The following is a 26,523-nucleotide window of genomic DNA, read 5'->3' as shown; positions in this document are numbered from 1 at the left end:
TCAGGCGAAGGGCTTCAACTGCTGCAGCAGGGTCGGCACCAGTTCGCTGACCGTAGGATGGATGTGCATGGCGCGGGAGATGACCGTGTAGGGCCGGTCGGCCGCCATCGTGTCCAGCAGCGCGTGCACCACCTCGTCGCCGCTGAGGCCGAGCAGGGCCGCGCCCAGCAGCCGCTGGCTGTCGGCGTCCACCAGCACCTTCATGAATCCCTGCGTCTCGCCCGCTTCGCGCGCGCGGCCCACCCGCTGCATCGGCATCTTGCCGCGCAGGATCTTGCGGCCCTGCGCCATCGCCGTGCGTGCCTCCGCCTCGTTCATGCCGATGCGCCCCAGCGGCGGGTCGATGAACAGGGCGTAGCAGGGAATGCGGTCGCCGAGGCGGCGCGGGTCCTGGTCGAACAGGTTGGCGACGACGATCTCGTGGTCGTTCCACGCGGTGTGCGTGAAGGCGCCGCGCCCGTTGCAGTCGCCGACCGCCCACACGCCCTCGGCGCTGGTGCGGCACTGCTCGTCGACTTCGATGTAGCCGCGCGCGTCGGTGCGGACGCCCGCCAGCTCCAGGCCCAGTCCATCGGTGTTGGGGCGGCGGCCCACTGCCAGCAGCACGTGGCTGCCGACGACGCCCTCCGCTCCGCCCGCGCAGGCCGCGCCGACGGAAATCCCGTCCGCGTGCGGCGCGAGCGACAGGCACTCGGCGCCCAGCTCGAAGCGCACGCCCTCCGCCTCCAGGATGGCCTTGATGCCGTCGGACACGTCCTCGTCCTCCCGCGGCAGCAGGCGCGCGGAACGCTCGACCACCGTCACCCCGGCGCCGAAGCGGCGCATCAGCTGCGCGAACTCCAGCCCGATGTAGCTGCCGCCGACGATCACCAGGTGCTCCGGCACGGCCGCCAGTTCCATGACCGACGCGTTGTCCAGGGTCGGCACGCTGTCGATGCCCTGGAGGTCGGGCCGCACGGGCCGTCCGCCGACGTTGAGGAAGATGCGCGGCGCGCTCAGCTGCCGGCCGTTGACGGCGACGGTTCGCTCGCCGACGAAGCGCGCGTCGCCCGTGATCACCTCGGCCCCCTTCAGGCCGCGCATCCACTTCTCCACGCCCTGGCGCGACTCCATCACGATGCGGTCCTTGCGCGCCTTGACGCGTGCCATGTCGACGCGCAGTTCGCCCGTGTCAAAGCCGAAGTCGGCACCGCGGCCGGCCAGGCGGACGGCCCGTGCGCTGGCGACCAGGGTCTTGGTCGGCACGCAGCCGACGTTGACGCAGGTGCCGCCGAAGTGGTGGCGCTCGATCACCGCGGTGCGCAGCCCCTCCTTGCTGCAGCGCGCAGCCAGCGCCGGACCCGCCTGTCCGGCGCCGATGACGATCGCGTCGAAAGTTTCCGCTGCCATGGGCTCTCCTTGCGCCGGGGCGGTGCGATGGGCTTGCCCCAGCGGCGGACTTTGTCACCGGTCCAGGGGCTTGTCCACGAGCGGCTCACCGCGCCCGGTCGATGCCCTGCGGTCCAGCTGGTCCGCGAGGGTCGCTACCAGGGGGGCCTTTCGCGCGCGTGGGAGTAGCGGCACGCGGACAAGCGGGCAACAATGGGCTGCGGCGCTGAAACACCGGCCAGCAAGCGAGGCTGCTGCTCTTCCATTTGCCCAACCCAGGAGATTGACCATGCTGCGCATCAACGACACGGCCCCGAACTTCGTGGCCGAAACCACCCAGGGCTCCATCGATTTCCACGAGTGGATCGGCGACAACTGGGCCATCCTGTTCTCGCATCCCAAGGATTTCACCCCGGTGTGCACGACCGAGCTGGGCTACATGGCCCGCATCGAACCCGAGTTCACCAAGCGCGGTGCGAAGTTGATCGGACTGTCGGCCGACCCGGTCGACAGCCACAGCCGCTGGCTGGGCGACATCGAGGAGACGCAGGGCGCGAAGGTGAACTACCCCATCATCGCGGACGGCAACCTGGCGGTCTCGAAGCTGTACAACATGCTGCCGGCCGAGGAGGTGGGCGCCGACGGCCGCACGGCGGCCACCAACCAGACCGTGCGCTCGGTCTTCATCGTCGGGCCCGACAAGAAGATCAAGCTGATGCTCACGTACCCGATGACCACCGGGCGCAACTTCGACGAGATCCTGCGCGTGCTCGACTCGATGCAGCTCACCGCGAAGTACCGCGTGGCCACGCCCGCCAACTGGAAGCAGGGCGAGGACGTCATCATCGCCGGCTCGGTGTCCGACGAGGAAGCGAAGAAGCTCTTCCCGCAGGGCTGGAAGGCCGTGAAGCCTTACCTGCGGGTCACCAAGCAGCCGGGGAACTGAGGCGCTTGCGGATGGTTGCGCCCACTGCTTCGTTCACCGGCCCGAGCTTCTACGACGAGCAGCTCGTGCCGGTGCAGTTCGGCCCGTTCGCGGAGCAACTGGTCGCCCGCATTCCGGCGAACGTGCGCGGGCCGGTGCTGGAAATCGCCTGCGGCACCGGCGCCCTGACCCGGCCCTTGCGCGAGCGGCTCCCTGCTTCGGTGGAACTGGTCGCCACCGATCTCGCCCCTGGCATGCTCGACTACGCGCAGGCGCGCTCGCAAGGTCGCGCCGGCATCACGTGGCACGTCGCGGATGCGCAGCAGCTGCCTTTCGACGATGGCGCGTTCGGCGCCATGGCCTGCGCCTTCGGCTTCATGTTCTGTCCGGATCGCCTGGCGGCCCTGCGCGAGGCGCGGCGGGCGCTGGCACCCGGCGGCCTGCTCGCGTTCACGGTGTGGGACCGCATCGAGGCCAATCCGCACGCGCTGGCGAACGCCCAGGTGCTCGAAGCGCGCTTCCCCGGCGATGCGCAGATGAAGTTCCGCACGCCCTACGAGATGAGCGACGAAGGCGTCCTGCAGGGCCTGCTCGCGGCGGCGGGCTTCGCCGACGTCACGATCGACACCTGCCGCCTCCCGATCCGGGGCGTCGATCCGCACACGCTGGCGAGCGGGCAGATCCGCGGCACGCCCCGCAGCGCGCTGCTGGTCGAACGCGGCGTGTCGCTGGATGAAGTGATCGACGAAGTGGCGGCGGCGCTGGCGCGCCAGGGCGGCAGTCCCTATGCGGGGCATGCGCAGGCCAAGATCGTGACGGCCCGGGTCCCGTAGCGCGCTGCGGCGCGGCGGCGGTGGCCCGTGCGTCTGCCAGAATGGCCCGCACTGGAGGCCCTGCACCGACGATGGTTCCCGCAACCGATTCGACCGTTCCCGACGAACCGCAACGCCTGTCCAAGGTGGTCGCCGCGCTGGTGCCTTGCTCGCGCCGAGAGGCCGAGCAGTACATCGCCGAAGGCTGGGTGCGCGTGGACGGCACGCCGGTGGAAGAGCCGCAGTTCCGTGTGGGCTCAGCGCAGCGGGTCGAGATCGATCCGAAGGCCCGCCTGCAGGCCGCCGGCCCCGTCACGCTCCTGATGCACAAGCCGGCGGGCATGGGCACGGCGCAGGCGCAGGCGTCGCTGGGCGCGGCCTCCCACTGGAGCGGCGACACCTCGGGCATCCGGCGCATCAAGAACCATGGCGCCGGCCAGGTCGCGCTGCTGGCGCTGCCGACGCCCGCCAGCGGCCTCGCGGTGTTCAGCCAGGACGGGCGCATCGTGCGCAAGCTCACCGAAGACGCGGGCCTGATCGAGCAGGAACTGGTCGCGGAGGTCGACGGCACCATCGCACCCAACGGCCTGGCGCGCCTGTGCCGGGGCCTGGTGTTCGAGGGCAAGGCGATGCCGCCGGCGCGCGTGAGCTGGCAGAGCGAAAAGCGCCTGCGCTTCGCCACCAAGGGCATCGCACCGGAATGGGTGCCCTGGATGTGCGAGCAGGTGGGCCTGAAGCTCACCGCGCTCAAGCGCCTGCGCATCGGTCGCATCGCGCTGGCCGGCCTGCCGCCGGGCCAGTGGCGCTACCTGCCGCCGGGCGAGCGCTTCTGATGCGGACCGCTCCGGTTGCGGCAAGCTACTGGAGCCAGCCGCCCGAGCGGCTGATGGAACAGCTGCACGCGCGGCCCACCGGCCTCGCCGAGTCCGAGGTGCCGGCGCGCCTCGCGCAGTACGGTCCCAACTCCCTCGAAAGCGCCCGGAGCAGCGGCGCGCTGGCACTGTACGCCCGCCAGTTCAAGAGCCCTCTGGTGCTGATCCTGATCGCGGCCTCGGCCGTCTCGCTGGTCGCCACGGAATGGGTCGACGCCGGCGTCGTGCTCGCCGTCGTGTTCGGCAGCACGATCCTCGGCTTCCTGCAGGAATTCATGGCCAGCCACGCGATCGAGCAGCTGCGCTCGCAGGTCACGATCAAGTCGGTGGTGCTGCGCGACGGCGTGGCGCGCACGCTGCCGTCGGCGCAGGTGGTGCCCGGCGACGTGGTGCAGCTGGCCGCCGGCAGCCTGATCCCGGCCGACGCCCTCGTGCTGGAGGCCAACGACTTCTTCGTCAGCCAGGCGGTGCTCACCGGCGAGACCTTCCCGGTGGAGAAGATGCCCGGCGCGGTGGCGGCGGATGCGGGGCTGACCGGGCGCAGCAACTGCGTGTTCATGGGCACCAGCGTGCGTAGCGGCACGGCGCGGGTGCTGGTCGCGGCGACGGGCAAGGAGACCGTCTTCGGTCAGATCGCGGGCAAGCTGGCGCTGCGGCCGGCGCTGACCGAGTTCGAGCGCGGCATCCAGCGCTTCGGCTACCTGCTCACGCGCATCATGCTGGTGATGGTGATGGTCGTGCTGGCCATCAACATCTTCCTGCAGAAGCCGCCGATCGAATCGCTGCTGTTCGCGCTGGCGCTCGCGGTGGGCCTGACACCCGAACTGCTGCCCGCCATCATCAGCGTCACGCTGTCGCACGGCGCCAAGCGCATGGCGCGGCTGGGCGTGATCGTGCGGCGGCTGGCGTCGATCGAGAACCTGGGCAGCATGGACGTGCTGTGCACCGACAAGACCGGCACGCTCACGGCGGGCATCGTGCAGCTCGATGGCGCGGTCGACGTGGCCGGCCAGCGCAGTGCGGCGGTGCTGCGCCTGGCCTGCATCAACGCGCGCTTCCAGACCGGCCTGGCGAATCCGCTGGACGAGGCGGTGAGCGCGGCAGGGGACAAGGAAGGCGTGAACCTCGCGGCGGTGCGCAAGGTCGACGAGATCCCGTACGACTTCGTGCGCAAGTCGCTGTCCGTCGTGGCGGCGGACGCCGCCGGCGGTCGAACCCTGGTCACCAAGGGCGCGCTGGCGAACGTGCTGGGCATGTGCGACCGGGTGCGCGACGGCGCAGGCGACGCGCCGCTGGATGCGGCCGCCCGGGCGCGGATCGAGGCGCGCTACGACGGCTGGAGCGCGCAGGGCTTTCGCGTGCTCGGGGTGGCCTCGCGCACGGTGGACGATCGCGCCGGCTCGTACTCGCGCGCCGACGAGACGGGCATGTGCTTCGAGGGCTTCCTGCTGTTCCTGGATCCGCCCAAGGACGACGTGCGCCAGACCCTGCTGGACCTGGCGCAGCGCGGCGTGCAGCTGAAGATGATCACGGGCGACAACCACAAGGTGGCGCGCCACATCGCCCAGGAGATCGGCCTGCCGGTCACGGTCACGCTGACCGGCGCCAACCTGCTGGCGATGAGCGACGAGGCACTGCTGCACGCGGCGCAGCAGGCTACCGTCTTCGCCGAGGTGGACCCGAACCAGAAGGAACGCATCATCCTGGCGCTGCGCAAGACCGGCCACGTGGTGGGCTACATGGGAGACGGCATCAACGACGCGCCCGCCCTGCACAGCGCGGACGTGGGCATCTCGGTCGACACCGCGGTGGACGTGGCCAAGGATGCCGCGGACTTCGTGCTGCTGCGCAAGGACCTGGCCATCCTGCGCGCCGGCATCGACGAAGGCCGGGTGATCTTCGCGAACACGCTCAAGTACCTGCTGACCACCATCAGCGCCAACTTCGGGAACATGTTCAGCATGGCCGTGGCCTCGGTGATGCTGCCGTTCCTGCCCTTGCTCGCTTCGCAGATCCTGCTGAACAACTTCCTGTCGGACATCCCGGGCGCGACGATCGCCAGCGACAACGTCGATGCGGCATGGACCGAGAAGCCGCGCCGCTGGGACACCGCCTTCATCCGCGACTACATGGTGCTGTTCGGCCTGGTGAGCTCCGTGTTCGACTTCCTGACCTTCGGCGCGCTGCTGTGGCTGTTCCATGCCACGCCCGAGGAGTTCCGCACCGGCTGGTTCATCGAGTCGCTGCTGACGGAACTGGTGATCGCGCTGGTGGTGCGCACGCGCGGCCCGTTCTGGCGCAGCCCGCCGGGGCACCTGCTGCTGGCGAGCACGGTCGCCGTCATCGCGCTCACGCTGGTCTTGCCCTACCTGCCCTTCGTGTCCGTGTTCGGCTTCGTTCCGCTGCCCGCGCCGCTGGTGCTGGCCATGATCGCGCTGACGCTGGCGTACGTGGCCGCGGCGGAAGTGGCCAAGCGCTTCTTCTACGCGCGTCGCTAGCCCTCCGAGCGAGGTGGAGGCCGGTCTCCGCGCGACCTGCGCGCGGAGCCCATCCGCAATGAGTCCCCGGGATTCAGGAAGGAAGTGCTAGCATGCATCGCCCTTAGGAGAGCGACATGACCGGCGCATTGGCAGAGCGTGAGTTCCTGGGACGGCGTGGGTTCTTGCGGGCCTCCGCGTTGTGGGGCGGCACCGTCGCACTGGGGGGCCTGTCGGGACGGGCATTCGCCGCCGGCACGCTGGCGGTTCCGGTCATCGACAAGCTCGGGATCCGGGTGCTGGTGGACAGCAGCTTCGACAACTTCGCGCGGCCTGCCCAGGTCAACGGGGTGTCGGTCGCTTCGTCGGTGCGCACCGGCGACTTCCGCCGCAGCCTGCACAACGAATGGGGCCTGTCGCTGTGGCTGGAGCCGCAGCGCGGCGGCGAGCAGCGCACCCTGATGCTGGATTACGGCTACACGCCGGAAGTCCTGGCGAACAACATCGAATTGCTCGGCGTGGATCCGTCCAGGATCGACGCGTTGATCGTGAGCCATGGCCACTACGACCACTTCGGCGGCCTGCTCGGATTCCTGGACCGGTACCGCAGCAAGCTGTCGCCCGACATCAAGCTGTACGCAGGCGGCGAGGACAACTTCTGCCATCGCCTGTCGCGGGGCCGGGCGCCCGGCCAGTTCGCCGAATACGGCACCTTCGACCGGCGCGAACTGGAGGCCAGGAAGATCACCACGGTGCTCGCCGAAAGCCCGGTGGTCATCGCCGGCCAGGCGTTCACCACGGGCAAGATCCAGCGCAGGAGCATCGAGAAGGTGCTGCCCAACTCGTTCGTGGAATTCGCCATGAAGGACGGCCTCGGCTGCGACGCGGCCCGCTACGTGCCGGCCGACACGGTCGGAAAGATCGTCCCCGACGAACACATCCACGAGCACGCCACCTGCTTCCACCTGAAGGACAAGGGGCTGGTGGTGATCAGCTCGTGTGGCCACACGGGCATCGTCAACACGGTGCGCCAGGCGCAGGAGGTCTCCGGCGTGGAGAAGGTGCACGCCATCATGGGCGGCTTCCACCTGGGCCCCGCGCCCAAGGATTACCTGGCGCAGGTGGTGGGCGAGATCAGGAAGCTCAAGCCGGACGTGCTGATTCCCATGCACTGCAGCGGCCAGAACTTCATCGACGAAGCCAAGGTGCAGATGCCGGCCAACCTGCTGCTGTCCACGACGGGCAGCCACATCGTCTTCGGCGCCTAGCAGCGCGCCGGCTGCCGCTGGGAAGAAGAGCGTGCGGACGAAGGCTCTGGCGCTGACCTTGCTGGTGGCCTCGACGGCCGCAGGCGCGCACGACCCCCCGCCGCAGCGGTCTGCGGCGCAGCTGATGGACGTGCTGATGTGGAACCGCGAACCCATTGGCGGCCCGTTCGCCTTGGTGGACCACCATGGCAGGCGCCGAACCGATGCCGACTACCGGGGCAAGCTGCTGCTGGTGTACTTCGGGTTCACGGGCTGCGTGGACGTCTGCCCGACCGACCTGCTGCACATCGGCCAGGCGCTGGACAGGCTGGGCGAGGCCGGCAAGGGCGTGCAGCCGCTGTTCATCACCGTCGATCCCGCGCGTGACACGCCGCGCCGCCTGGCCGCCTACGTGCCCAGCTTCCATCCCACGCTGGTGGGCCTGAGCGGCAGCGCGAGCGCGGTGCGGCGTGCCGCCGACCAGTACCGCGTCTACTTCAGGAAGGCGCCCGGCGGCAGTCCCACCGATTACAGCGTCGACCACTCGGCCTACGTGTACCTGATGGACCGCGACGGCAAGTACCTGGATTTCTTTCCGCCTGGCACCTCCGCCGACCGGATGGCCGAAGTGCTGCGTCCCTTTCTTGCGCGGCCTTAGGGTTGCGCCAGAAGTCTTCGTGGTGCTGCAGGTGAACCGTCACGCCTGGCCGCGCCGAGTGCACCGGCCGACGCGAAGGACCTGGATCGCGAGGACGATGGTCACGGCCAGTCCCAGCACCGACAGGCCGATCCACACCAGCACCATGGAGCCCGGGTCCATGGGGAGGCCCGCGATCACTGCCGGCGCTGCGCGAGGCGCGGCGCAGGTTCCCCCGCACCGTCGCGCGCCTTGCCGGCAATCCAGCCGCCGCACGCCTTCCACCCGCGGCACACGCCGCTGGCCAGCAGGCCGGTGACCGCGAGCATCGCCACGGTGTGCACCCCGAGTGCGGCGAGCGCCCAACCCAGCGCACCCATCGCGGAAGTCGCCGCCGCCGGCGATGCACCCAGGCACAGCGGCGCCAGCGCCGGCACCAGCATCAGGCCGGCTCCGTGCGCGGTGGACATGGCGAAGGACCAGAGTGCCAATCCCGCGTGGCCCGCCGGCGCTTGCGCCACCCGGGGCGTGCGGTGCGACAGGTGCATGCACACGAGCAGCACGCACAGGCCCACCGCCAGCATCTGCAGCCAGCCGCGGTCCAGGGCGACGCGGGAGAACACGGCGCCGGCCACCAGCGCGACGGAGGCCAGGTGGCCGATGGCGATCGGCAGCAGCGCGCGCAGCGGCTGCGCGCCGTCGCGGGAGCGCAGGCCCCAGGCGGCGGCCCAGATCCAGCCGCTGGCCGGGTTCAGGCCGTGCAGGGCGCCGACGCCGGCCACCGCCAGCCAGGGCCACAGGTTTGCCAGGTCCATGGGCGTGCTCCGCTTCAGCCCGCGTGGACTTCAGGCGTTCGCATGGCAGCACGAACCGGCGGTGGTGGCCGGCGTCGCCTGCGCGGGCGCCTGCGGCTCGTAGCGGTCGTGGTGGCGCACCCAGTCCATCGTGAAGGCCGCGTTGTGTTCGTCGCGGCCCTTGGGCGTGAGGTCCAGCAGGTTGTAGGTGCCCATCATCACTTCCACGCCGCGGCCGTAGGTCGAGTAGGTGTGGAAGACCGCGCCCGCATCGTCGCGGTAGAACACGCTGACGCCGGGCGCCTCTTCGGCGGGGAAGGCCTGCGTGGTGTAGTTGTAAGGCACCTTGCCGCTGGCGATCTCTTGTGGCGTGAAGCTCACGCCGAAGTCGTGGTTGAAGTCGCTGCCGTGCGAGGACACCCACCGGAACTGCCAGCCCATGCGGCGGCGGAAGCGCTCGATCTGCGCGAGCGGCGCGCGCGAGACGGCCAGGAAGGTGACGTCGCGGTGCGCCAGGTGCACGTTCATGCCGTCGGCGTGGTCGGCCATGTAGGAGCAGCTCGGGCAGCCTTGCTCCCAGTCGGGGCCGAGCATGAAGTGCTGCACCAGCAGCTGGCGGCGGCCGTCGAACAGGTCGGCCAGCGAGCGCGGTCCGTCCGGTGTGTCGAAGACGTAGTCCTTGGTGATGCGGACCCAGGGCAGCGCGCGGCGGGCCTGCGCGATGCGGTCGTGCAGCTGCGTCAGTTCCTTCTCCTGCGCGAGCAGCGCCTTGCGCTCGGCCAGCCAGCGTTCGCTGGACACGGTGGGATGGTTCTCGATGCGCCCTGGGGCAGTGGTCCTGTTCATGGTGATCTCCTTGGCTCGATGAGCCGTTCGCGTTGTCGACAATGCGCGGCCCCACCGCCTGGGGTGGCGGGTGCGCTCGAAGGACCGGTCGTGCGACCGGAGGGGGATGTCGGCCGGGGTTCCGGCGTGAAGGCGGCTAGGCCTTGCGCGCCCGATCCGCCGCGGCTTTCGGCCGCCGCACGGCGCGGACCTTGCCGCTGTTGCCGCCGCCGCAATAGAACAGGCCGGCGCCGTCGGACTCCAGGCCGCTCACGAACGTGCCGGACGGCATGGCCAGCCGATCGAGCACCGCGCCGTTGGCGGGGTCGATGCGGCGCAGCTCGCTCTCGTCGCCTTCCCAGGTGCCGTGCCACAGCTCGCCGTCGACCCAGGTGACGCCGGTGACGAAGCGGTTGGACTCGATGGTGCGGCGGATCGCGCCGGTGGCGGGATCGATCTGGTGGATCTTGCGGTCGCGGTACTGGCCCACCCACAGGCTGCCCTCGGCCCACGTGAGGCCCGAGTCGCTGCCGCCGCCGGGCGCGGGGATGGACGCCAGCACGGCGCCGGTGGCGGGATCGATCTTGTCGATGCGCGACTCGGCGATCTGGTACAGGTAGGTGCCGTCGAAGGCCGTGCCGGCATCGCAGGCCACGTCCAGCTTGCGCGTGGGCTCGCCGCTCTCGGGATCGAAGGCCACCAGCGCACCGCCGGTGGCGGCCCAGACGTCGTGCCCGTCGTGGGTGACGCCGGCGATCTTGTCGGCGCCGGCGAAGGGGCCGAACTCCCGCACGATCTCGGCGGTGCGCGGGGCGGGCTGCGGTTCTTTGCGGGTCATCGGTCGGCTCCTGCTGGCGCGTTTCCTTGCGCCGTGGGAGAACTCTATCCAGGTGCGAGCGCCGCGGGGAGTAACAAGATCGTCGTGAATCCGGCCAGCGGCGGAGCCAGCCAGCGTTGCGCCCGGGCCCGGCCGATGGAACGCGCGCGACCCTCGGCCTCCAGCTCGGCGAGCGCGCGCTGCACGGTGCGCTGGCTGGCGCCCAGGGCCAGCGCCAGTGCGGACGTGGACCAGGGCGCGCCGTCGGCCAGAAGCGCCAGCAGCGAGGCCTGCTCGCCGGCTATGGGGGGTGCCAGGACCACGACGTTGCGCCCCTCCTGCGGCCGCAGCGCGAAACCGCGCGCCGTCGCCTCGATCCGCGCCAGCGGCTGCACCAGGGCGCGCAGCCGGCCGATCTCCACGCGCAGGCGTGCCCGGTGCGTCTCGTCCGGATGGCGCATGCGGAAGGCCTCGGTGATCAGCGCATCGCGGTCCGCATCGCCGGGCCAGGCCTCCGCGAGCGCTCGCGCCAGGGCGAACAGCACCGGCCGGCGCGCCAGCGGCCGCCACACGGCGCCGACGCCCAGGCCGCGACGGCAGGCATCGACCACCAGCGCGTCCGAGGCGAGGTGCGCGGCGACGTCGGTCAGGCGCAGCAGCCGCTCGCCGTCGGCGACGCGCTGGCGGGCCGCGGGGCGATCGAGCGCCGCCAGGGCCTCGTCCACTTCGGCCTGCAGTGCGGTCACGCCGGCGCGCGCCGCGGCGTCGCGCGCCCGCTCCAGCGCCCTGCGCGCATCGTCCACGCGCAGCGAGCGCAGCGCGAGTTCGGCCGCGGTCAGCTCGGCGACCGCGCCGAGGGCCGGCGGCAGGCCGCGCGCATCGATGCCGGACAGCGCCGCTTCCGCCTCGTGCAGCCGTCCGAGCAGCAGCAGCCGGCGCGCCGCGATGAGCCTGGCCTGCAGCGCATTGCCGCGGTCGGCATGCGCTTCCAGCGTGGCGCAGGCCGCCAGCAGGGCCCGCGGCGAACCGGCGAAGTCGCGCATGGCCAGCGCCACCTCGGCCTCGGCCACCACGCAGCGGGCGCGCGCCAGTTCCTCGTGCGCGCCGAAGCCGCGCGCCGCACGGCGCAGCAGTTCGCGCGCGCGCGGGTGCTCACCGAGCTGGGCCATGGCGATGCCGCGCAGGGCCAGCGCCGGCGGGTCCTCGCGCAGCGCGACGCGCTTGAGCGCCCCGAGCGCATCGCCGGCCGCCAGTGCGCGCGCGGAGGCGGCGATCAGGGAATCCATGGCGGAAGGCTACACCGGCGCGGCGATGCGCCGGCGCTGCTGCGTTCGCGCGGCCGTGCGCCGCCATGCATGGCGCGGCTTCACGCGCGCCGCAAGCCGGCCGGGCCGATTCCTTGCGCGAGCGCGCCCGACCCGGCCGCACGCAGCAGCCGCTGGAACGTCGGGCATTCGCCGTGGGAGGGAGCCGGGCACACGGCGGCATGCCGCAGCCCCTTGCTCATCGCCTTCAGGCGCGCGACCATCCCGTCGATCTCGTCGGCCTTGGCCGAGAGCATGCGGCGGTCCAGGCTGGGGCTTCCGTCCGGCGCGAACATCGAGGCGATCTCGTCCAGCGAGAAGCCCGAGGCCTTGCCCAGCGCGATCAGCGCGAGCTGGTCCAGCACGCGCGGGTCGAAGCGCCGCCGCAGGCCCTGCCGGCCGGTGGACGCGATCAGGCCTTTCTCCTCGTAGTACCGCAGGGTCGAAGCCGCGACGCCCGCTCTCCTGGCCACTTCGGCGATGTCCATCCAGAAACCCCTTGACCTCAAGTCGACTTGAACTTCTATAGTGCCCCCATCGTGCGGAGACCCGCTCGAACCGTCAACAGGAACCCCATGGCCCACACCCTTTCTACCTTCGCGGCGAGCGTCCGCGAGATCCTGCAGACCCAGGACAACCCCGCCGGCCGCGAGCAGGTGGCCGCGCTGCTGCGCGATGCGCTGAAGGACCGCGCCTTCGTCGAGAGCCTGTTCGACGCGAATTCGCCGGAGCGCAAGGTGGTCTACCAGGACCCGCAGCTGGGCTTCTGCATCCTGGCCCACCGCTACACGGATGCGAGGAGCGGCCCGCCGCACGACCACGGCCCGTCCTGGGCGATCTACGGGCAGGCCGACGGCGATACCGTCATGTCGGACTGGGCCGTGCTCGAGCCCGCGCGGGACGGCGGCCGCGCCAAGGTGAAGAAGCTGCGTGAGTACACGCTCACCCCCGGCGCCGCGCATGTCTACAACGAGGGCGACGTGCACGCACCCGGCCGGGCGGGACCGACGCGCCTGATCCGCATCGAAGGGACCAACCTGGAGGGTGTGGCGCGCGGACGGTACGAGGCCGTGGCCGCGGCGTGAAGAGCGTCACGGGAATCCTGTGAGCGAAGGACGCCGGGGCCGTTCGCTCACCCGTTCGGGTGATCCCGGCGGGCGGCGCCTCGCCTACAAGCAGGGGTCCTCGTTTCGGGAGAAGGACTTGCTTCGATTGACGGCCTGTGCATGCGGCTCGGACTACCTGGTGCAAACCGACAAGGGCCCCTGGATGCGCCTGTTCCGCATGCGCGCGCATTACTACTGCGTCAAGTGCAGGACCCGGCAGTTCCTTCCCGAGAACCGGCGCGTGAGCTGGTCGGTTTCGCGCATCGACATCGACGCCGCGCTGCAGGCGGACAGCGTCGCTTCGCGCGAGCGGACGCCGGCGCGCAGCGCCGCCGAAGCCATGCGCTAACCCGCCGCGCTCCGGCCCCCACCCCCGCGGTCGCCTCACGACCGTTGGATGCGGTCCAGCGGCGTCGCAAAGCTCAGTTCGTGTCCATCCGGATCGCTGACGTGGAAGTAGCGCTCGCCCCAGGTGGCGTCGTGCGGCTCGGCCTGGGGCTGCAGGCCGGCGGCCACCGCCTGCCGGTACAACGCGTCGACATCCGCCACGTAGAAGATCACCCGGCCCCACCACGACCAGCTGCGCTCGCTGCCCTCGGTGGTGAGGTTCAGGCAGGCGTTGCCCGCGCTGAAGCTGGTGAAGGCCGCTTGCGGACCTCCGTAGCGCAGCGCGAAGCCCAGCGCCTCGTAGAAGCGCACGGCGCGCGCCATGTCGTGCGTGGCCAGCGTCAGGGCACTGATCGATTCGATCGATGCCGGGCGCTGCTCGCGTGCGGATGCGCCGGCCACGCCGGCGTCACACGGTGGGCTGGATGTTCTGGTTGACGCCGAACAGGTTCTTCGGGTCGTACTTGTTCTTCAGCGCCACCAGCCGCTCGTAGTTCTCGCCGTAGGCCTCCCGCACGCGCCCGCCTTCTTCCTGCGTCAGGAAGTTGACGTACACGCTGCCGGTGGCGAAGGGTGCGGCCGCCTTCCACAGGTCGCGGGCCCAGGCGATGCAGGCCTCGTCCTTGGCGGGATCGTCCCAGCGGCCGTGCACGTTCATCACGTACTGGCCGTCCCGGTGGTTGTAGGCCGTGGCGGTGCGCGGCACGCGGCTGACGGCGCCGCCGAGCTGGGCACAGGCGATTTCCGTCTGCGGGTCGGGAATGCGGCGCGCGAAGTCGATCAGCACGTCCGACAGTCCATCGGACAATGCGGCGAAGTCGTGCGACTTCCAGTAGTTGCGGGCGCCGGGCGTCAGCAGCGGGTCCAGCACCGTCTGCCAGGCCGTGTAGGGCATCGGCCCGACGATGTCCGCGATCGGCTTGCCGAATTCGCGCAGCGGCTTCGCGATGCGTTCGCCTTCCGCGATGTCGCCGGCGTAGCACATGGCCAGCGCCAGGATCTCCTTGCCGTGCCATTCGGGCGGCAGGAAGGGCAGCGGCGGCGCCTGCCGCAGCACGAACCAGCAGACGAAGTTGTCGGGCGCCTTGGCCACGAACTCGCGCTTGAAGCGCAGCACGTCCTTGGCCGCGTCCAGCGGATGGATCACCAGCCCGGCCAGCACGGTCGGTCCGATCGGATGCAGATCGAACTCGAAGGAGGTGACGACGCCGAAATTGCCGCCGCCGCCGCGCAGGCCCCAGAACAGGTCGGCGTTCTCGCTCGCGCTGGCCGTGACCAGCTCGCCGGCGGCCGTGACGACGTCGGCCGAGCGCAGGTTGTCGATCGACAGGCCATAGGCCCGGCTCAACCAGCCGAAGCCGCCGCCCAGCGTGAGGCCGGCGACGCCCGTGGTCGAATTGATGCCCAGCGGCGTGGCGAGGCCGAACGCCTGCGCCTCGCGGTCGAAATCACCCAGCGTCGCGCCGGGCTCGACGCGCGCGGTCCGCCGCACCGGGTCGATCCGCACCGACTTCATGAGCGACAGGTCGATCTGCAGCCCGCCGTCGCAGACCGCATTGCCGGCGATGTTGTGGCCGCCGCCGCGCACGGAGAGCCTCAGGTCCTTCTCGCGCGCGAACTGGATCGCACGCACGACATCGGCTGCTCCGGCGCAGCGCACTGCGACGGCCGGGCGGCGATCGATCATCCCGTTCCACACGGTCCGTGCCTGTTCGTAATCCTCGGAGCCCGGGGTCGCGACCCGGCCACGCACCGTCTGTCGCAGTGCCGCGAGTGCGTCTTCGCCGAGCGTGGCGCCGGTTGTTGTTGCCGTCATGGTCGCTTCTCCTGGGGGTTCAAGGGAAAAGTGAAGCTACGCCACGCCGGACCAATTTTCAATTTTGTTGCAACTTGGAACGCGCTCGACCGTGGCGCTTCGGTCCCGGCGCGTTCGGCGCGTTCGGCGCGGCCTCGCGGAGTGGATTCCGGCGCGACACGGCTTGCGCGGATGCCTGCCACGCACGCCGGTCCGACAGCGATACCAACCCAATACAAGCTCGCGCGCGACCGACATCGTGCGAATACCGTCGCCGACCAGACTGCAGGCAAGCCAGGGGGCGGGCGGCACGGAGCGAGGGCCGCCCACCCCCTTTCCACCGGTTCGCTCACGGAGATCGTCATGGACCCGCGCATCGTTTCCACCCTCGGCTATCTCGGCACGGTCGCCGCCGCCGTGCTGGCCGCCGTCGTCATGAGCGGCCAGGCCTGGGCCGAGGGGCCCATCGATGTCCTGCCGCCGTTCGTTGGCGGCGTGGTGCGCGCGCAGGTGCAAGCCGAGGTGCTGCAGGATCCGTCGACCGGCATCGCCGGCGGCATCCGGCGCTGAACTCGACAGCGGGAGCGGCGCTCCCGCGTCTTGCAACCGCGATGTATCGGCCTCGTATCCGAATGGAAATCACAGCGTTCCGCGCCCGGCCGGCCCTAGACTGACCGCATGAGCAGGCAACCGCCGTCGCCGCCGCCCCTGCACCGGGACTTGCCCCCGGCGCATGCGCAGGCGCTGGCGCGACTGGCCCTGGCCACGGCGCAGGCCTCCGGCCGGGAGCTGTTCGAGCGGCTGGTGCGCGAGCTGGCCGCCACGCTCGAAGCACCGCTGGTGCTGCTGGCCGTCGTGGCGCAGGAGAGCGAAGGCCGGTTGCACACGCTGGCGGTCTGCCTGGACGGGCGGATCCTGCCCAACTTCGATGTCGACGCCGCCGCGCTGGCGCAGCCGGCCGCCGACCCGTTCTTCGCGAAAGAGAAGCTGAGCGCCGCCGTCGCGCGCCCTCTCGCCGACAGCGCCGGCCAGCCCCTGGGCATGCTGGTCGCGATGGACCGGCGGCCGATGGCGGCGGCGGCCGGCTACGCCGACGCCATGCTCGAGGTGGTCGCCGCCCGCGCGGCCGCAGAGATCGAGCGCGTCCGCATCGACGAGACCCTGCGCGCGGTCGCGCTGGGCGTGTCCGCGGCGCGCAGCGGCTCGGTGTTCGATGAACTGGTGCGGCTGCTGGCGACGATCCTGCAGGTCGACGTCGCCTTCGTCGCCCAGCCCGACCCCGAGGTCGCCCTTGGCATGCGGATGCTCGCCTTGTACTGCGGCGGCGAGGTGGTGCAGGACATCCGCTATCCCCTGGCCGGATCACCCTGCGCCACCGTCCTGGGCCAGGGCTTCCGTGCCTATCCGACCGGGGTGCAGACGCTGTTTCCCGAGGATGCGGAGCTGCGAGACCTGGGCAGCGACAGCTATGCCGGCCATCCGCTCGTGGGTGCCGACGGCAAGGCGCTGGGCCTCGTCGCGGTGGCGTCGCGCCGGCCGCTGGTGCAGCCGGACCGCGTGCAGGCCACGCTGAAGATCTTCGCCGTGCGCGCCGCGGCGGAGGTGGAACGGCTGCGCGCAGGCGAGGCGCAGAAGCAGGCGGTGGAAGACCTGCGCCAGCGCGAAGAGCAGTACCGCGCCATCTTCGAAGGTTCGCTCGACGGCCTGTTCCTGTGGGACGAGCAGCTGCAGATCTGCGACGTCAACCCGGCCGGGCTGGCGCTGTACAACTACGGCCGCGACGACGTCATCGGCCGCAGCTACCCGAGCACCATGCCCACGGAGTACGTGAAATCGCGGCTGGACATGGTCCGGCGCGCGCTGGCGGGCCAGAGCACGCACGTCGAGACCACGGTGCTGCGCCCGGACGGCAGCACCTTCGAGGCCGACCTGCGCGTCATGCCGTTCGTGCACCGCGGCCGGCCCCATGCGCTGGCCGTGCTGCGCGACATCAGCGAGCGGCGCCAGCGCGAACGCGAGCTGCAGCACAGCGAGGAGCAGTACCGCGCCATCTTCAACGCCTCGGTCGACGCGATGGTGCTGCGCGCGGCCGATTTCCGCATCGTCGACGTCAACGCCACCTACGAGGCGTGGTCCGGCTACACGCGCGCCGAGGTGATCGGCGTGAACCGCGTGCTGGCCAATCCGCAGGGGGTGCGGGACGTCATCCGCGCGCTGCACGACCAGGCGCTGGCGGGCGCCACCGTGCGCCTGGAGACGCAGCTGATGCGGCGCGACGGCTACAGCCGCGAGCTGGAACTGCGCGGCGTGCCGATCCTGCATCGCGGCCAGCCGCACGTGCTGTACATCGGCCGCGACATCACCCAGGCCAAGCTGGCCGAGCGCGCCCAGCGCGACAGCGAGGAGCAGTACCGCGCGATCTTCGACGCCTCCGCCGACGCGCTGGTGCTGCGCGACGCCGCCTACCGCGCCGTCGGCGTCAACCCGGCCTATCTCTCCATGAGCGGCTACACGCGCGAGGAAGTGATGGCCGCCGACGGCGTGCTCACGCTGGGCGACCCGGTGCTGCGCGAGCGCCTGCGCGCGGACCACCGGCTGGCGCTGGCCGGCCGGGAACTGCGCTTCGAGATGAGCGCCACCCGCAAGAACGGTTCGGTGCTGGAAGCCGAGGTGCAGGGCACGCCGATGACCTACCGCGGCCAGCCGCACGTGCTCTATGCGGTGCGTGACATCACCGCCCGCGTGGCCGCCGAACAGCGCCGCGTCGAGCTCGAGCGCCAGCTGCGCCAGGCGCAGAAGATGGAAGCCATCGGCCAGCTCACCGGCGGGCTGGCGCACGACTTCAACAACATCCTCACCAGCGTGCTCGGCTACATCGACATGGCGCAGGAGCGGCCCGCCAGCGTGCACGACCCGGTGCTGGCGCGCGACCTGTCCCAGGCGCGGCTGGCCGCCGAGCGGGCGCGCGAGCACGTGGCGCAGCTGCTGGCGTTCTCCCGGCCGCGCCGCGGCGAGCGCCGGCTGCTGGCGCCGGCGCAGGTGACGGCGGGGGTACTGCAGCTGCTGCGGCCGAACCTGCCTTCGTCGATCACCGTCGATTGCGATGCGAACGACCTGGACGCCACGTCGGCGTCGCCGGTGCTGGCCGACCCGGTGCAGTTCGAGCAGGTGCTGCTCAACCTGTGCATCAACGCCCGCGACGCGATCGGCGAGCACGGCACCATCCGCCTGCGGATCGTCCACGCCCCGGCCTGGGGCCACTGCGCCTCGTGCAGCGCGCGGCTGGAAGGCGAGCGCTGGGTCGGCTTCGAGGTGGCCGACGACGGCCGCGGCATGACGCAGGACGTGGTCGACCGCATGTTCGAGCCCTTCTTCACGACCAAGGAGGTCGGCCGCGGCACCGGCATGGGCCTGGCGATGGTGCACGGCATCGTGCACGACCACGGCGGCCACATCCAGGTGAGCACGGCGCCGGGGCAGGGCTCGTCGTTCCGGGTGCTGCTGCCCGTGCCCGCGGAGGAAGCCAATCGGGCGGCGTGCCTGGGATCGGCGCCCGCCGCGGCAGCGGCCACGCCCAAGCTGCACGGGCGCGTGCTGCTGGTGGAAGACGATCCGATGGTCGGCGGCTTCATGCGCGACCTGATGCAGCACTGGGGCCTGGAGGTGGTGCTGGAAAGCGATCCGCTGCGGGCGGCGCGGCGGCTGGCCGCGCAGGAAGCGTTCACGCTGCTGCTGACCGACCAGACCATGCCCGGCATGACGGGGCTGGCGCTGGCGCGGCACGCCCACCGCGAGTGCCCGGGCCTGCCGGTGCTCCTCTACACCGGCAATGCCTTCGACATCGACGACCAGGAACTGGTCGACAGCGGCGTGACCCGCCTGCTGCGCAAGCCGATCGACACCGCCGCCTTGCGGCCGCTGCTGGGCGAACTCCTGCAGCCGCCGCTTTCCTGAGCCCGCGCCGGCGCGCGGGGCCGGTTCACGCCAGCACGATCAGCGCGGCCGCGGCTGCGCAGAGCATCGACACGCCGGCATAGCGCAACATCAGGCCGGACGTTCGCGGGTCATACGCGTGCGCCTTGCCGCCGTGCGAGGGCAGCGGCGCACGCCGGCGCCGCGAGCCGCCGTGCGAACTGGAGGGTGGAGAAAGTTTCATCGCGCGGCCCTCGCGTGGCCCACGTACTCGTAGCCGGCCTCGCCGCCCACGAAGCGGTAGCCGTCGGCGGTGAGGCCGTCGCCGGGCGGGCCGCCCATGGTGCCGCCGGACGCGGACGGCGCCGATGCCTGCACCGTCGATGCCTTCATCGCGAACGGATAGCCGATGGCATCGCCGGTGGCGATCGTTCCGTCCACGCGGGCCTGCTGCATCGCCGCTTGCACGTCGGCGCGCGAGAGCTGGCCCTTCCAGTAGCTGGGGGCACCCGTGCTGGAGACCACGGGTACGGCAATGTCCGTGTAGGGCGCGGCATCCGTGTAGGCCAGCGGGGCTGCCTGGGCGCACGCGCCGCCGGCAGCGATCGCTGTCAGCGCCGCGAGCAGGGCATTCAATGACTTCATGATGAGCTCCTGGAGAGAACAGGCCGCGGCCGTCCGCCCCGCCTGTCGAAGGCGCGGTCGCGTCGGGTAAAGGGCGGCGCCCCTGTCGCGGGGCACGCACCCGCCCCATGCCGTGCGCAGCGAGCGCGGCATGACAGGCTGTAAACGTTGGATCGAGCGGCGCGTTGGCGCCGGCGGCGGGGTCAGCCGCGTTTGCGGCGGCCGACGCAGCGAAGCCGGCCGCAAGGTCTGCGAAGCCAAAACTTGACGTGCGTCATGGGGGTCCCCTAAGAAAATTCCTGTGTCACGTCAGCATAGTTCGTAAGCTTTACAAATCCAATGTGAAAGGTGTACCACGAATGGGGGATGGGTCGTGGCGCGGATCGTGCCGCCGCGGTGGCCGCGCTGCTAGACCGTGGCCGCACCGTGCCCGACCGTGGCCAGGGCGAGCGCGAGCCGCGCGCCCACTGCCGCGTTGTTCTTCACCAGCGCGATGTTGGTGGCGAGGCTGCGGCCGCCGCTCAACGCGCCGATGCGCGCGAGCAGGAAGGGCGTGACCGCCTTGCCGCTGATGCCCTGCGCGCGCGCCTCGTGCAGCGCCTGCTGCATCAGCGCGTCGATCTCCGCGCGCGGCATCTCGAAGGCAGCCGGCACCGGCACGCTCAGCACCACGCCGCCGGCCAGCCCCAGGTCCCACTTGGTGCGCAGGAAGCGCGCCTGCGCCTGCGGGTCGTCGAGGCGGTAGTCGGCGGCAAAGCCGCTGTCGCGCGTGTAGAACGCGGCGAAGTGGTCCTGCCCGCAACTGAGGACCGGCACGCCCTGCGTCTCCAGGTATTCCAGCGTCAGGCCGATGTCCAGGATCGACTTGGCGCCCGCGCACACCACGGCCACCGAAGTGCGCGCCAGTTCCTGCAGGTCGGCGGAAATGTCGAAGCTCTCGGGCGCGCCGCGGTGCACGCCGCCGATGCCGCCGGTGACGAACACCTCGATGCCCGCCAGCGCCGCGCAGATCATGGTGCCGGCCACCGTGGTGGCGCCCAGGGCGCCGCTGGCCAGCACCGCGGGCAGGTCGCGCCGGCTCACCTTGAGCGCCTCGCCCGAGCGGCCCAGCCGCTCCAGTTGCGCGTCGTCCAGTCCCACGCGGATGCGCCCGTCCATCACGGCGATGGTGGCGGGCTCGGCGCCGAGTGCGCGGATCAGCGCCTCCACTTCGCGCGCGGTCTGCACGTTCTGCGGATAAGGCATGCCGTGGGCGACGATGGTGGACTCCAGCGCGACGACGGCGCGGCCGGCGGCCAGGGCGGAAGCCACGGCCGGGCTCAGGGCCAGCCAGGAAGAGGCGAGGGCGGAGGGCATGGCGGTGGCTGCTTCAGGGCTTCGGATCGGGTTCGGCCTTCGTCCATTCTCGCGCGGTGAGCCACAGGCGCAGGTCAAATTCGAGCTGGTGGTAGTGCGGCTCCATGTGCAGGCACAGCGCGTAGAACGCGCGGTCGTGCTCGCGCTCCTTCAGGTGCGCCAGTTCGTGCACGACGATCATGCGCAGGAAATCCGCCGGCGCGTCCCTGAACAGCGCGGCGATGCGGATCTCGCGCTTGGCCTTGAGCCGCCCGCCCTGCACGCGGGAGACGGCGCTGTGCGTGCCCAGGGCGTTGCGCACGATGTGCAGCTTCGGGTCGTAGGCCACCTTCGCCACCGGCGGCGCGCTCTTCATGTGCCGCGCCTTCAGCGCGCTCACGTAGTCGTACAGCGCGCGTTCGGTGCGCACGTCGTGCGCCTCAGGATGCCGCTGCGCCAGGGTCTCGGCCAGCCGGCCGGCCTCGATCAGGTCGCGCACCTGCTGCAGCAGCTCGGGGGGGTAGCCGCGCAGGTAGGGAAGGGGGATGCCGGGCGCCATCGGCTTCGCGTCAGCCCATGCGCAGCAGGCGCGCCGCTTCTTCCAGCCGCGCGTCCTCGATCTCGCGCAGCACGGCGGACAGGTCCACCGCGCCCGGCTTGCGCTCGTAGCGGCCGGTCAGGGGCATGTCCGGCACCAGCAGGCCGCCGGCGTACAGCGCCCAGATCTCCGGGCCGTATTGCGTGGCCAGCAGCGCCGGCGCATGGCGGCCGAAGAAGGTGCGCAGGTTGTCGACGTCGCGCATCAGCATGCGCGGCGCGTGGTTGTTGCCGGCGGCATCCACCGCCTGCGGCAGGTCGATGATCACCGGCCCGTCCGCCGCCAGCAGGATGTTGAACTCCGACAGGTCGCCGTGGATCACGCCGGCGCACAGCATGCGCACGACTTCGTCGATCAGCGTGGCATGGTGCTGGTGTGCGTCCGCCTCGCTGAAGTCCAGGTCGTTCAGGCGCGGCGCGGCGTCGCCCTGGCCGTCGGCCACCAGTTCCATCAGCAGCACGCCGTCGTGGAAGTTGCTGGGCCGCGGCACGCGCACCCCGGCCGCGGCCAGCCGGTACAGCGCATCGACCTCGGCGCTCTGCCAGGCGGCTTCCTGCTGCTGCCGGCCGAAGTTCGTGCGCTTGGCCATGGCGCGCGCCTGCCGGCTGTTGCGGACCTTGCGGTTCTCGGTGTAGTCGACCGCCTGGCGAAAGCTGCGCTTGTGGGCTTCCTTGTAGATCTTGGCCGCGCAGGTTTCCCCGCCGCAGCGCACCACGTAGACATCGGCCTCCTTGCCGCTCTTGAGCTGGCGTACGACGCTGTCGATCAGGCCTTCGTCCAGCAGGACCTGAAGGCGGGCGGGTGTTTTCATCGCCCGATTCTGGGGCTTTTGCGGAGGACCGCCTTTCAGGGGGTGCCGATGCGCGGGAGACTGCCTTGGCTCCGCTCGCCCACCCTTGGCAGAATGCGGAGGCTTCAGCACACCAGGAAGGCGAACATGAAGAAGCCGGCTTCGACCGAGGGCGCGTCCGCATCCGACCTGATCGACCGCAAGATCGTCGAGCTTGGCGACTGGCGCGGCGACACCCTGGCCCGGATGCGCAGGCTGATCCGCGAGGCCGACCCCGAGGTCGTCGAGGAGTGGAAATGGATGGGCACGCCCGTCTGGTCGCACGACGGGATCCTGTGCACCGGCGAGTCGTACAAGGCGGTCGTGAAGCTCACCTTCCTGAAGGGCGCTTCGCTGGAGGATCCGGCCAGGATCTTCAACGCGAGCCTCGACGGCAATGCGCGGCGGGCGATCGACATCCACGAAGGTGAGGAAGTCGATGCGGCCGCATTCCAGGCGCTCATCCGGGCGGCAATCGCGCTCAACACCTCCGCGAAGAAGGCCAGGCCCAAGCGCGTGAAGTAGGCCTGCGCGCGGGCCGCTGGCGCCCGCCGCCGACGCTACGTCCGCGATACACCCCCGTTGCTCGTGGCGACGGCTGCGATTCGCGCCGACTACAAGAATGCGGAATACGGGCGCCCATCGACGTTCGCCCGATACCAGCCCCTTCGAGACTGCGCGCTGGCTTCACTGCCATCGAAAGGGTTCTTCATGTTGCGCGATTTCTTCAGCAAGCCGACACCGCGCTCGCGGCTCGTCGGCGCTTCGATGCTCGCGCTGGGCCTGTTCGCAGGCGGCGCGCACGCGGACGCGATCATCGACGCGAACGCCAATGCCACCGCCGTCGCCGTGGCGGCGTGCATCGTGCCCGGGGAGAACCCGCTGCACGAGTCGCGCCTGTACGCGATGGTGCACCTGGCGGCGCACGACGCCGTCAACGCCATCCAGCGCCAGTCGCGCCCGTACGCGTTCAGTCCCGCGGTGCAGCCGGAGGCCTCGCCGGATGCGGCGGTGGCGGCGGCGGCGCGCGACGTGCTGGTGAGCCAGCTGCCCCGGTCCGGCGTTCCGCCGGAGTGCGTCGCAGCGGGCACGGCCCGCGCGGAAGCCGACTACGCCAGGGCACTGGCCGCCGTCCCCGACACGGCGGCCAGGCAGCAGGGCATCGCCCTCGGCCAGGGTGCGGCAGCGGCGATCATCGCCCTGCGCGTGCAGGACGGGTCGGACACCGTGCTGGTGGATCCCAAGTTCGAGCAGGGCACCTTGCCCGGTCAGTGGCGCTTCACGCCCGGCTCGCCGCCCATTGCGTTCGCGGCCGGCTGGGGCGGCGTCAAACCTTTCGTGCTGCGCGCGGCGACGCAGTTCGAGCCGGGCAAGCCCCTGGCGATCGACTGCAGCCGCCTGCTGGACAAGCTCGCTTGCCGCCGATACGCACGCGACGTCGAGGAGGTCCGGCGCCTGGGCGGCGACGGCATCGTCACCAGGTCGGCGCGCTCGAAGGACCAGACCGAGGTCGCCCTGTTCTGGATGGAGAGTTCGCCGACGGCATGGAACCGCATAGCGCGATCGGTGAGCGAGGGCGAGCACCTGGACCTGTGGCAGAACGCGCGGCTGTTCGCCCTGCTCAACGCGGCCGAGGCCGACGGCTACGTGGCGAGCTGGGCCACCAAGTACCACTACCGCTTCTGGCGCCCCATCACCGCGATCCGCGAAGCCGCGAACGACAACAACCCCGGTACCCAGGCCGACCCGACCTGGATGTCGCTGCGACCCGCGCCGCCGGTGCCGGACTACGAATCAGGCCACGCGCTGCAGGGAGCGGCGGCGGCCGAAGTCATGAAGAGCGTGTTCGGTCGCAACGACATCGCCTTCGATGCCTGCAGCCTGAGCCTGCCCGAAGGCAAGTGCGGCGACGGCAATGCGGTGCGCCGCCACTTCCGCAGTTTCGACCAGGCCGCGATCGAGAACGGCGAGTCCAGGATCCTCGCCGGCTTCCACTTCCGCGACGCGGTGGAAAAGGGGATCGCGCACGGCCGGCAGGTCGCCCAATGGGCCGTCAACCATTCCATGCAGCCGCTCTCCGGCAACAAGCTGGCCGAGCAACGCAGCTACCCGTGAACGCCGGCAGCCAAGGAGATCGATCATGTCCCTTCCGAACAGATTCCACCGGCGTGGCCTCTGGCTGCCCGGATCCATCGTCGCCGTCGTGCTTGCGCTGATGCTGGCGATGACGGCCTCGCGCGGCGCGATCGGCGCGGCGCACGCCGTCCACGGCAAGCCCCCCGTCGCTGCGCCCGTGCGGCTGCAGCAGGATCTTCCCGAGTCGCTCGATCCCCTGCGCGTGGATGCGCTGCAGGGGAACGTGGAGGCCAGCGTCGGCCTGGCGCAGCTGCTGCTCGACCGGTTCGACCGGACCGGCGAGCAGGACAACCTGTACGAAGCCTTCCAGTGGATCGCGCGGGACTGGGACCAGGTCGAGTTCCTGCGCAGCGGCGTCATCCAACGTGCCGTCGTCGACCATTGCGACGGCCCGGTGCTGCGCTGGCACTGGCTGTGCGTGGCGGGGGAATGAGGAGGGAGCCCGAGCAGGGAAGCTGCACAATCCCGGAGCGCCGCGGGACGCGCACCCGCGGCCACGACCTCGACCGCTCCGAGAAAGACCACGATGCAGAAACCCGCCTCCCTCCTGGTCGCCGCTTTCACTACCGCCTTGCTCGCAGGCTGTGCGCAGGCTGCGGGGCATGAAGCGGCAGTAGTAGCGATCCCACAGTAAAACGGTGCTGGGGCCGAGGCGCACTTCGGGTGGCTCCCGCCGTGCACGGCCGTCCGGGTCGCACGCTGCCTGCAGCGTATCGTTCGACGCATGGACATTCGCGTCGAGTCGAGGGCAGCACCATCTGACGAGCTGGATCCCGTGCTGATCTGGTTCGGCGGCCGCCGGGTCCCCGTGCTCTCCATCGTCGATCGATGGTACGGACCGCATCAGCGATGGTGGAAGGTCGAGACGGAGGACGGCTTCTACGTCCTGCGGCGTGACTGCGGCACAGGAGAGTGGGATTTGGCGGCAGTGACCAGGACGTAGGGCGCGGCCGAGGGTGATTCTGTCGGCCGATCGCCGCGGTTGGCGGGACATCGAGTCAAGTGACTGGAGTCCCACTTTGGACCGGAGCGGTGCATTCATACTCAACCTGCAGCTCCTCATCCGGGCCGAATGTTGGGGTGCTGCGCGAGGCGAGCCCTGCATTGCGCGGAGGCGCCAATGGGAAGTTGATGTCAATATTCGCGACGCCATGATGTGCGCGCGATGAGGAGGCGTCATGTCACTGCTGCCCGCCACCAAGGCGCTTCTGAAGTACCTGCACGACAATCCCGACGTGCGTAGCCAGATTGCGGCCAGGCGCGATGCCACCTTGGTCTACGCGGGCAACTTCTTCCGGCCCATGTGGCAGGAAATCAGCCAACTCAAGCTGCGTTATCCGCAGATGGCCAGCAAGCAGACACTGGTCGAACTGCTTGCCCGCATTCCAACTCCTGGGCAGGGCCACGAGAACCTGCTGTCCTGGGCGCAGTCTTTGGACTCGCTGCAGCCCTGGCAGCAGAACGGCTTCATCGCGTGGCGCGCACTCTCGGGCATCTTCGCGTCCAACGCGGTCGGAGCGGTCTCGTTCTGCATCGGTTCCCGTGTGCGGCCGGAGGAGAAGGTGTTTGCCGCAACCGAGATTCCCGTGCTGCTACGCAACCCGAACGTTGACGTGCTGACGAAGGACGTGCTGGCGTACTACCTGCGCTGCATGCAGACGCACCAAGCGGACATGAACATGGGCTTGATCCGCAGCTGACCGGTGGTCCCCGAGTCAGGCAG

General features: G+C 70.6%; 29 protein-coding genes. 15 read left to right on the top strand and 14 right to left on the bottom strand.

The features are described from left to right. Complete coding sequence (locus AC1DSA_RS05435) at positions 1-1,389, bottom strand: FAD-containing oxidoreductase (protein ID WP_477886853.1); 1,389 nt, start codon at positions 1,387-1,389, stop codon at positions 1-3. Between the two features lie 268 nt (positions 1,390-1,657). Between AC1DSA_RS05435 and AC1DSA_RS05430 the strand changes: the two genes are divergently transcribed. The 6 genes from AC1DSA_RS05430 to AC1DSA_RS05405 all read left to right on the top strand — a co-directional run bounded on the left by AC1DSA_RS05430 (position 1,658) and on the right by AC1DSA_RS05405 (position 8,359). Then, a complete protein-coding gene (locus AC1DSA_RS05430) occupies positions 1,658-2,314 on the top strand; it encodes a peroxiredoxin (protein WP_477886851.1) in 657 nt (218 codons plus the stop codon). A gap of 11 nt (positions 2,315-2,325) precedes the next feature. After that, positions 2,326-3,126: a class I SAM-dependent methyltransferase gene (locus tag AC1DSA_RS05425; protein WP_477886849.1), complete on the top strand. Its 801-nt coding sequence runs from the start codon at positions 2,326-2,328 to the stop codon at positions 3,124-3,126. Between the two features lie 71 nt (positions 3,127-3,197). Continuing rightward, positions 3,198-3,938, top strand: coding sequence for an RNA pseudouridine synthase (locus AC1DSA_RS05420; RefSeq protein WP_477886847.1), 741 nt, complete (start codon positions 3,198-3,200; stop codon positions 3,936-3,938). Continuing rightward, on the top strand, positions 3,938-6,475 hold the full coding sequence (gene mgtA, locus AC1DSA_RS05415; RefSeq protein WP_477886845.1) for a magnesium-translocating P-type ATPase: 2,538 nt from the start codon (positions 3,938-3,940) through the stop codon (positions 6,473-6,475). The genes AC1DSA_RS05420 and mgtA overlap by 1 nt, the downstream gene beginning before the upstream one ends. A gap of 116 nt (positions 6,476-6,591) precedes the next feature. Further along, complete coding sequence (locus tag AC1DSA_RS05410) at positions 6,592-7,722, top strand: MBL fold metallo-hydrolase (RefSeq protein WP_477886843.1); 1,131 nt, start codon at positions 6,592-6,594, stop codon at positions 7,720-7,722. A 31-nt stretch (positions 7,723-7,753) separates the two neighbouring features. Next, positions 7,754-8,359, top strand: a complete 606-nt coding sequence (locus AC1DSA_RS05405; protein WP_477886841.1) for an SCO family protein — start codon at positions 7,754-7,756, stop codon at positions 8,357-8,359. A gap of 39 nt (positions 8,360-8,398) precedes the next feature. Here the strand turns inward: AC1DSA_RS05405 and AC1DSA_RS05400 are convergent, their stop codons facing one another. The 6 genes from AC1DSA_RS05400 to AC1DSA_RS05375 form a co-directional block, all read right to left on the bottom strand. After that, positions 8,399-8,521 (bottom strand): hypothetical protein, encoded by a 123-nt coding sequence (locus tag AC1DSA_RS05400; RefSeq protein WP_477886839.1) that lies wholly within the window; start codon positions 8,519-8,521, stop codon positions 8,399-8,401. A 14-nt stretch (positions 8,522-8,535) separates the two neighbouring features. Continuing rightward, positions 8,536-9,147: a hypothetical protein gene (locus AC1DSA_RS05395; RefSeq protein WP_477887420.1), complete on the bottom strand. Its 612-nt coding sequence runs from the start codon at positions 9,145-9,147 to the stop codon at positions 8,536-8,538. A 36-nt stretch (positions 9,148-9,183) separates the two neighbouring features. Continuing rightward, complete coding sequence (locus tag AC1DSA_RS05390) at positions 9,184-9,978, bottom strand: DUF899 domain-containing protein (protein WP_477886837.1); 795 nt, start codon at positions 9,976-9,978, stop codon at positions 9,184-9,186. A 136-nt stretch (positions 9,979-10,114) separates the two neighbouring features. After that, positions 10,115-10,795 carry a Vgb family protein gene (locus AC1DSA_RS05385; protein WP_477886835.1) on the bottom strand — a complete coding sequence of 227 codons (681 nt, stop codon included), beginning with the start codon at positions 10,793-10,795 and terminating at the stop codon, positions 10,115-10,117. 44 nt (positions 10,796-10,839) lie between these two features. Continuing rightward, positions 10,840-12,060 carry a helix-turn-helix domain-containing protein gene (locus AC1DSA_RS05380; protein ID WP_477886833.1) on the bottom strand — a complete coding sequence of 407 codons (1,221 nt, stop codon included), beginning with the start codon at positions 12,058-12,060 and terminating at the stop codon, positions 10,840-10,842. Positions 12,061-12,140: 80 nt separating this feature from the next. Further along, positions 12,141-12,566, bottom strand: a complete 426-nt coding sequence (locus AC1DSA_RS05375) for a helix-turn-helix domain-containing protein (RefSeq protein WP_477886831.1) — start codon at positions 12,564-12,566, stop codon at positions 12,141-12,143. Between the two features lie 87 nt (positions 12,567-12,653). Between AC1DSA_RS05375 and AC1DSA_RS05370 the strand changes: the two genes are divergently transcribed. Both AC1DSA_RS05370 and AC1DSA_RS05365 read left to right on the top strand, forming a co-directional pair. Further along, entirely contained in the window at positions 12,654-13,163 is a 510-nt protein-coding gene (locus AC1DSA_RS05370; RefSeq protein WP_477886829.1) for a hypothetical protein, read from the top strand. A 118-nt stretch (positions 13,164-13,281) separates the two neighbouring features. Then, positions 13,282-13,533, top strand: coding sequence for a hypothetical protein (locus AC1DSA_RS05365; RefSeq protein WP_477886827.1), 252 nt, complete (start codon positions 13,282-13,284; stop codon positions 13,531-13,533). A gap of 35 nt (positions 13,534-13,568) precedes the next feature. On the opposite strand, the gene AC1DSA_RS05360 is transcribed toward AC1DSA_RS05365, so the two are convergent. After that, positions 13,569-13,973, bottom strand: coding sequence for a VOC family protein (locus AC1DSA_RS05360; protein ID WP_477886825.1), 405 nt, complete (start codon positions 13,971-13,973; stop codon positions 13,569-13,571). Positions 13,974-13,980: 7 nt separating this feature from the next. Next, the gene (locus tag AC1DSA_RS05355; protein WP_477886823.1) at positions 13,981-15,387 is read right to left on the bottom strand and encodes an FAD-binding oxidoreductase; all 1,407 of its coding nucleotides are present in this window, start codon (positions 15,385-15,387) and stop codon (positions 13,981-13,983) included. 342 nt (positions 15,388-15,729) lie between these two features. On the opposite strand from AC1DSA_RS05355, the gene AC1DSA_RS05350 reads away from it, so the two are divergent. Beyond that, positions 15,730-15,936, top strand: coding sequence for a hypothetical protein (locus AC1DSA_RS05350; protein ID WP_477886821.1), 207 nt, complete (start codon positions 15,730-15,732; stop codon positions 15,934-15,936). A gap of 108 nt (positions 15,937-16,044) precedes the next feature. Continuing rightward, positions 16,045-19,320, top strand: coding sequence for a hybrid sensor histidine kinase/response regulator (locus AC1DSA_RS05345; protein WP_477886819.1), 3,276 nt, complete (start codon positions 16,045-16,047; stop codon positions 19,318-19,320). Positions 19,321-19,345: 25 nt separating this feature from the next. Here the strand turns inward: AC1DSA_RS05345 and AC1DSA_RS05340 are convergent, their stop codons facing one another. The 5 genes from AC1DSA_RS05340 to AC1DSA_RS05320 form a co-directional block, all read right to left on the bottom strand. Continuing rightward, positions 19,346-19,522, bottom strand: a complete 177-nt coding sequence (locus AC1DSA_RS05340) for a hypothetical protein (protein WP_477886817.1) — start codon at positions 19,520-19,522, stop codon at positions 19,346-19,348. Continuing rightward, a complete protein-coding gene (locus AC1DSA_RS05335; RefSeq protein WP_477886816.1) occupies positions 19,519-19,923 on the bottom strand; it encodes a hypothetical protein in 405 nt (134 codons plus the stop codon). The genes AC1DSA_RS05340 and AC1DSA_RS05335 overlap by 4 nt, the downstream gene beginning before the upstream one ends. A 387-nt stretch (positions 19,924-20,310) precedes the next feature. Then, positions 20,311-21,258: a pseudouridine-5'-phosphate glycosidase gene (locus tag AC1DSA_RS05330; RefSeq protein ID WP_477886814.1), complete on the bottom strand. Its 948-nt coding sequence runs from the start codon at positions 21,256-21,258 to the stop codon at positions 20,311-20,313. A gap of 13 nt (positions 21,259-21,271) precedes the next feature. Beyond that, the gene (locus AC1DSA_RS05325) at positions 21,272-21,796 is read right to left on the bottom strand and encodes a YgjP-like metallopeptidase domain-containing protein (RefSeq protein ID WP_477886812.1); all 525 of its coding nucleotides are present in this window, start codon (positions 21,794-21,796) and stop codon (positions 21,272-21,274) included. Between the two features lie 10 nt (positions 21,797-21,806). Beyond that, positions 21,807-22,646 carry a PA4780 family RIO1-like protein kinase gene (locus AC1DSA_RS05320; RefSeq protein ID WP_477886810.1) on the bottom strand — a complete coding sequence of 280 codons (840 nt, stop codon included), beginning with the start codon at positions 22,644-22,646 and terminating at the stop codon, positions 21,807-21,809. A gap of 126 nt (positions 22,647-22,772) precedes the next feature. Between AC1DSA_RS05320 and AC1DSA_RS05315 the strand changes: the two genes are divergently transcribed. The 5 genes from AC1DSA_RS05315 (at position 22,773) to AC1DSA_RS05295 (ending at position 26,500) form a co-directional block, all read left to right on the top strand. After that, a complete protein-coding gene (locus tag AC1DSA_RS05315; RefSeq protein ID WP_477886808.1) occupies positions 22,773-23,189 on the top strand; it encodes a DUF1801 domain-containing protein in 417 nt (138 codons plus the stop codon). Between the two features lie 186 nt (positions 23,190-23,375). Then, positions 23,376-24,779, top strand: coding sequence for a vanadium-dependent haloperoxidase (locus AC1DSA_RS05310; protein WP_477886806.1), 1,404 nt, complete (start codon positions 23,376-23,378; stop codon positions 24,777-24,779). 25 nt (positions 24,780-24,804) lie between these two features. Next, positions 24,805-25,233, top strand: a complete 429-nt coding sequence (locus AC1DSA_RS05305) for a hypothetical protein (RefSeq protein ID WP_477886804.1) — start codon at positions 24,805-24,807, stop codon at positions 25,231-25,233. Between the two features lie 291 nt (positions 25,234-25,524). Continuing rightward, complete coding sequence (locus tag AC1DSA_RS05300) at positions 25,525-25,743, top strand: hypothetical protein (protein WP_477886802.1); 219 nt, start codon at positions 25,525-25,527, stop codon at positions 25,741-25,743. A 235-nt stretch (positions 25,744-25,978) separates the two neighbouring features. Continuing rightward, positions 25,979-26,500, top strand: coding sequence for a hypothetical protein (locus tag AC1DSA_RS05295; RefSeq protein WP_477886800.1), 522 nt, complete (start codon positions 25,979-25,981; stop codon positions 26,498-26,500). Positions 26,501-26,523 lie beyond the last annotated feature (23 nt).

The sequence above is a fragment of the Ramlibacter sp. P4_H7 genome, from assembly GCF_056400765.1.
This window is presented reverse-complemented; position numbering and strand designations above follow the sequence as displayed.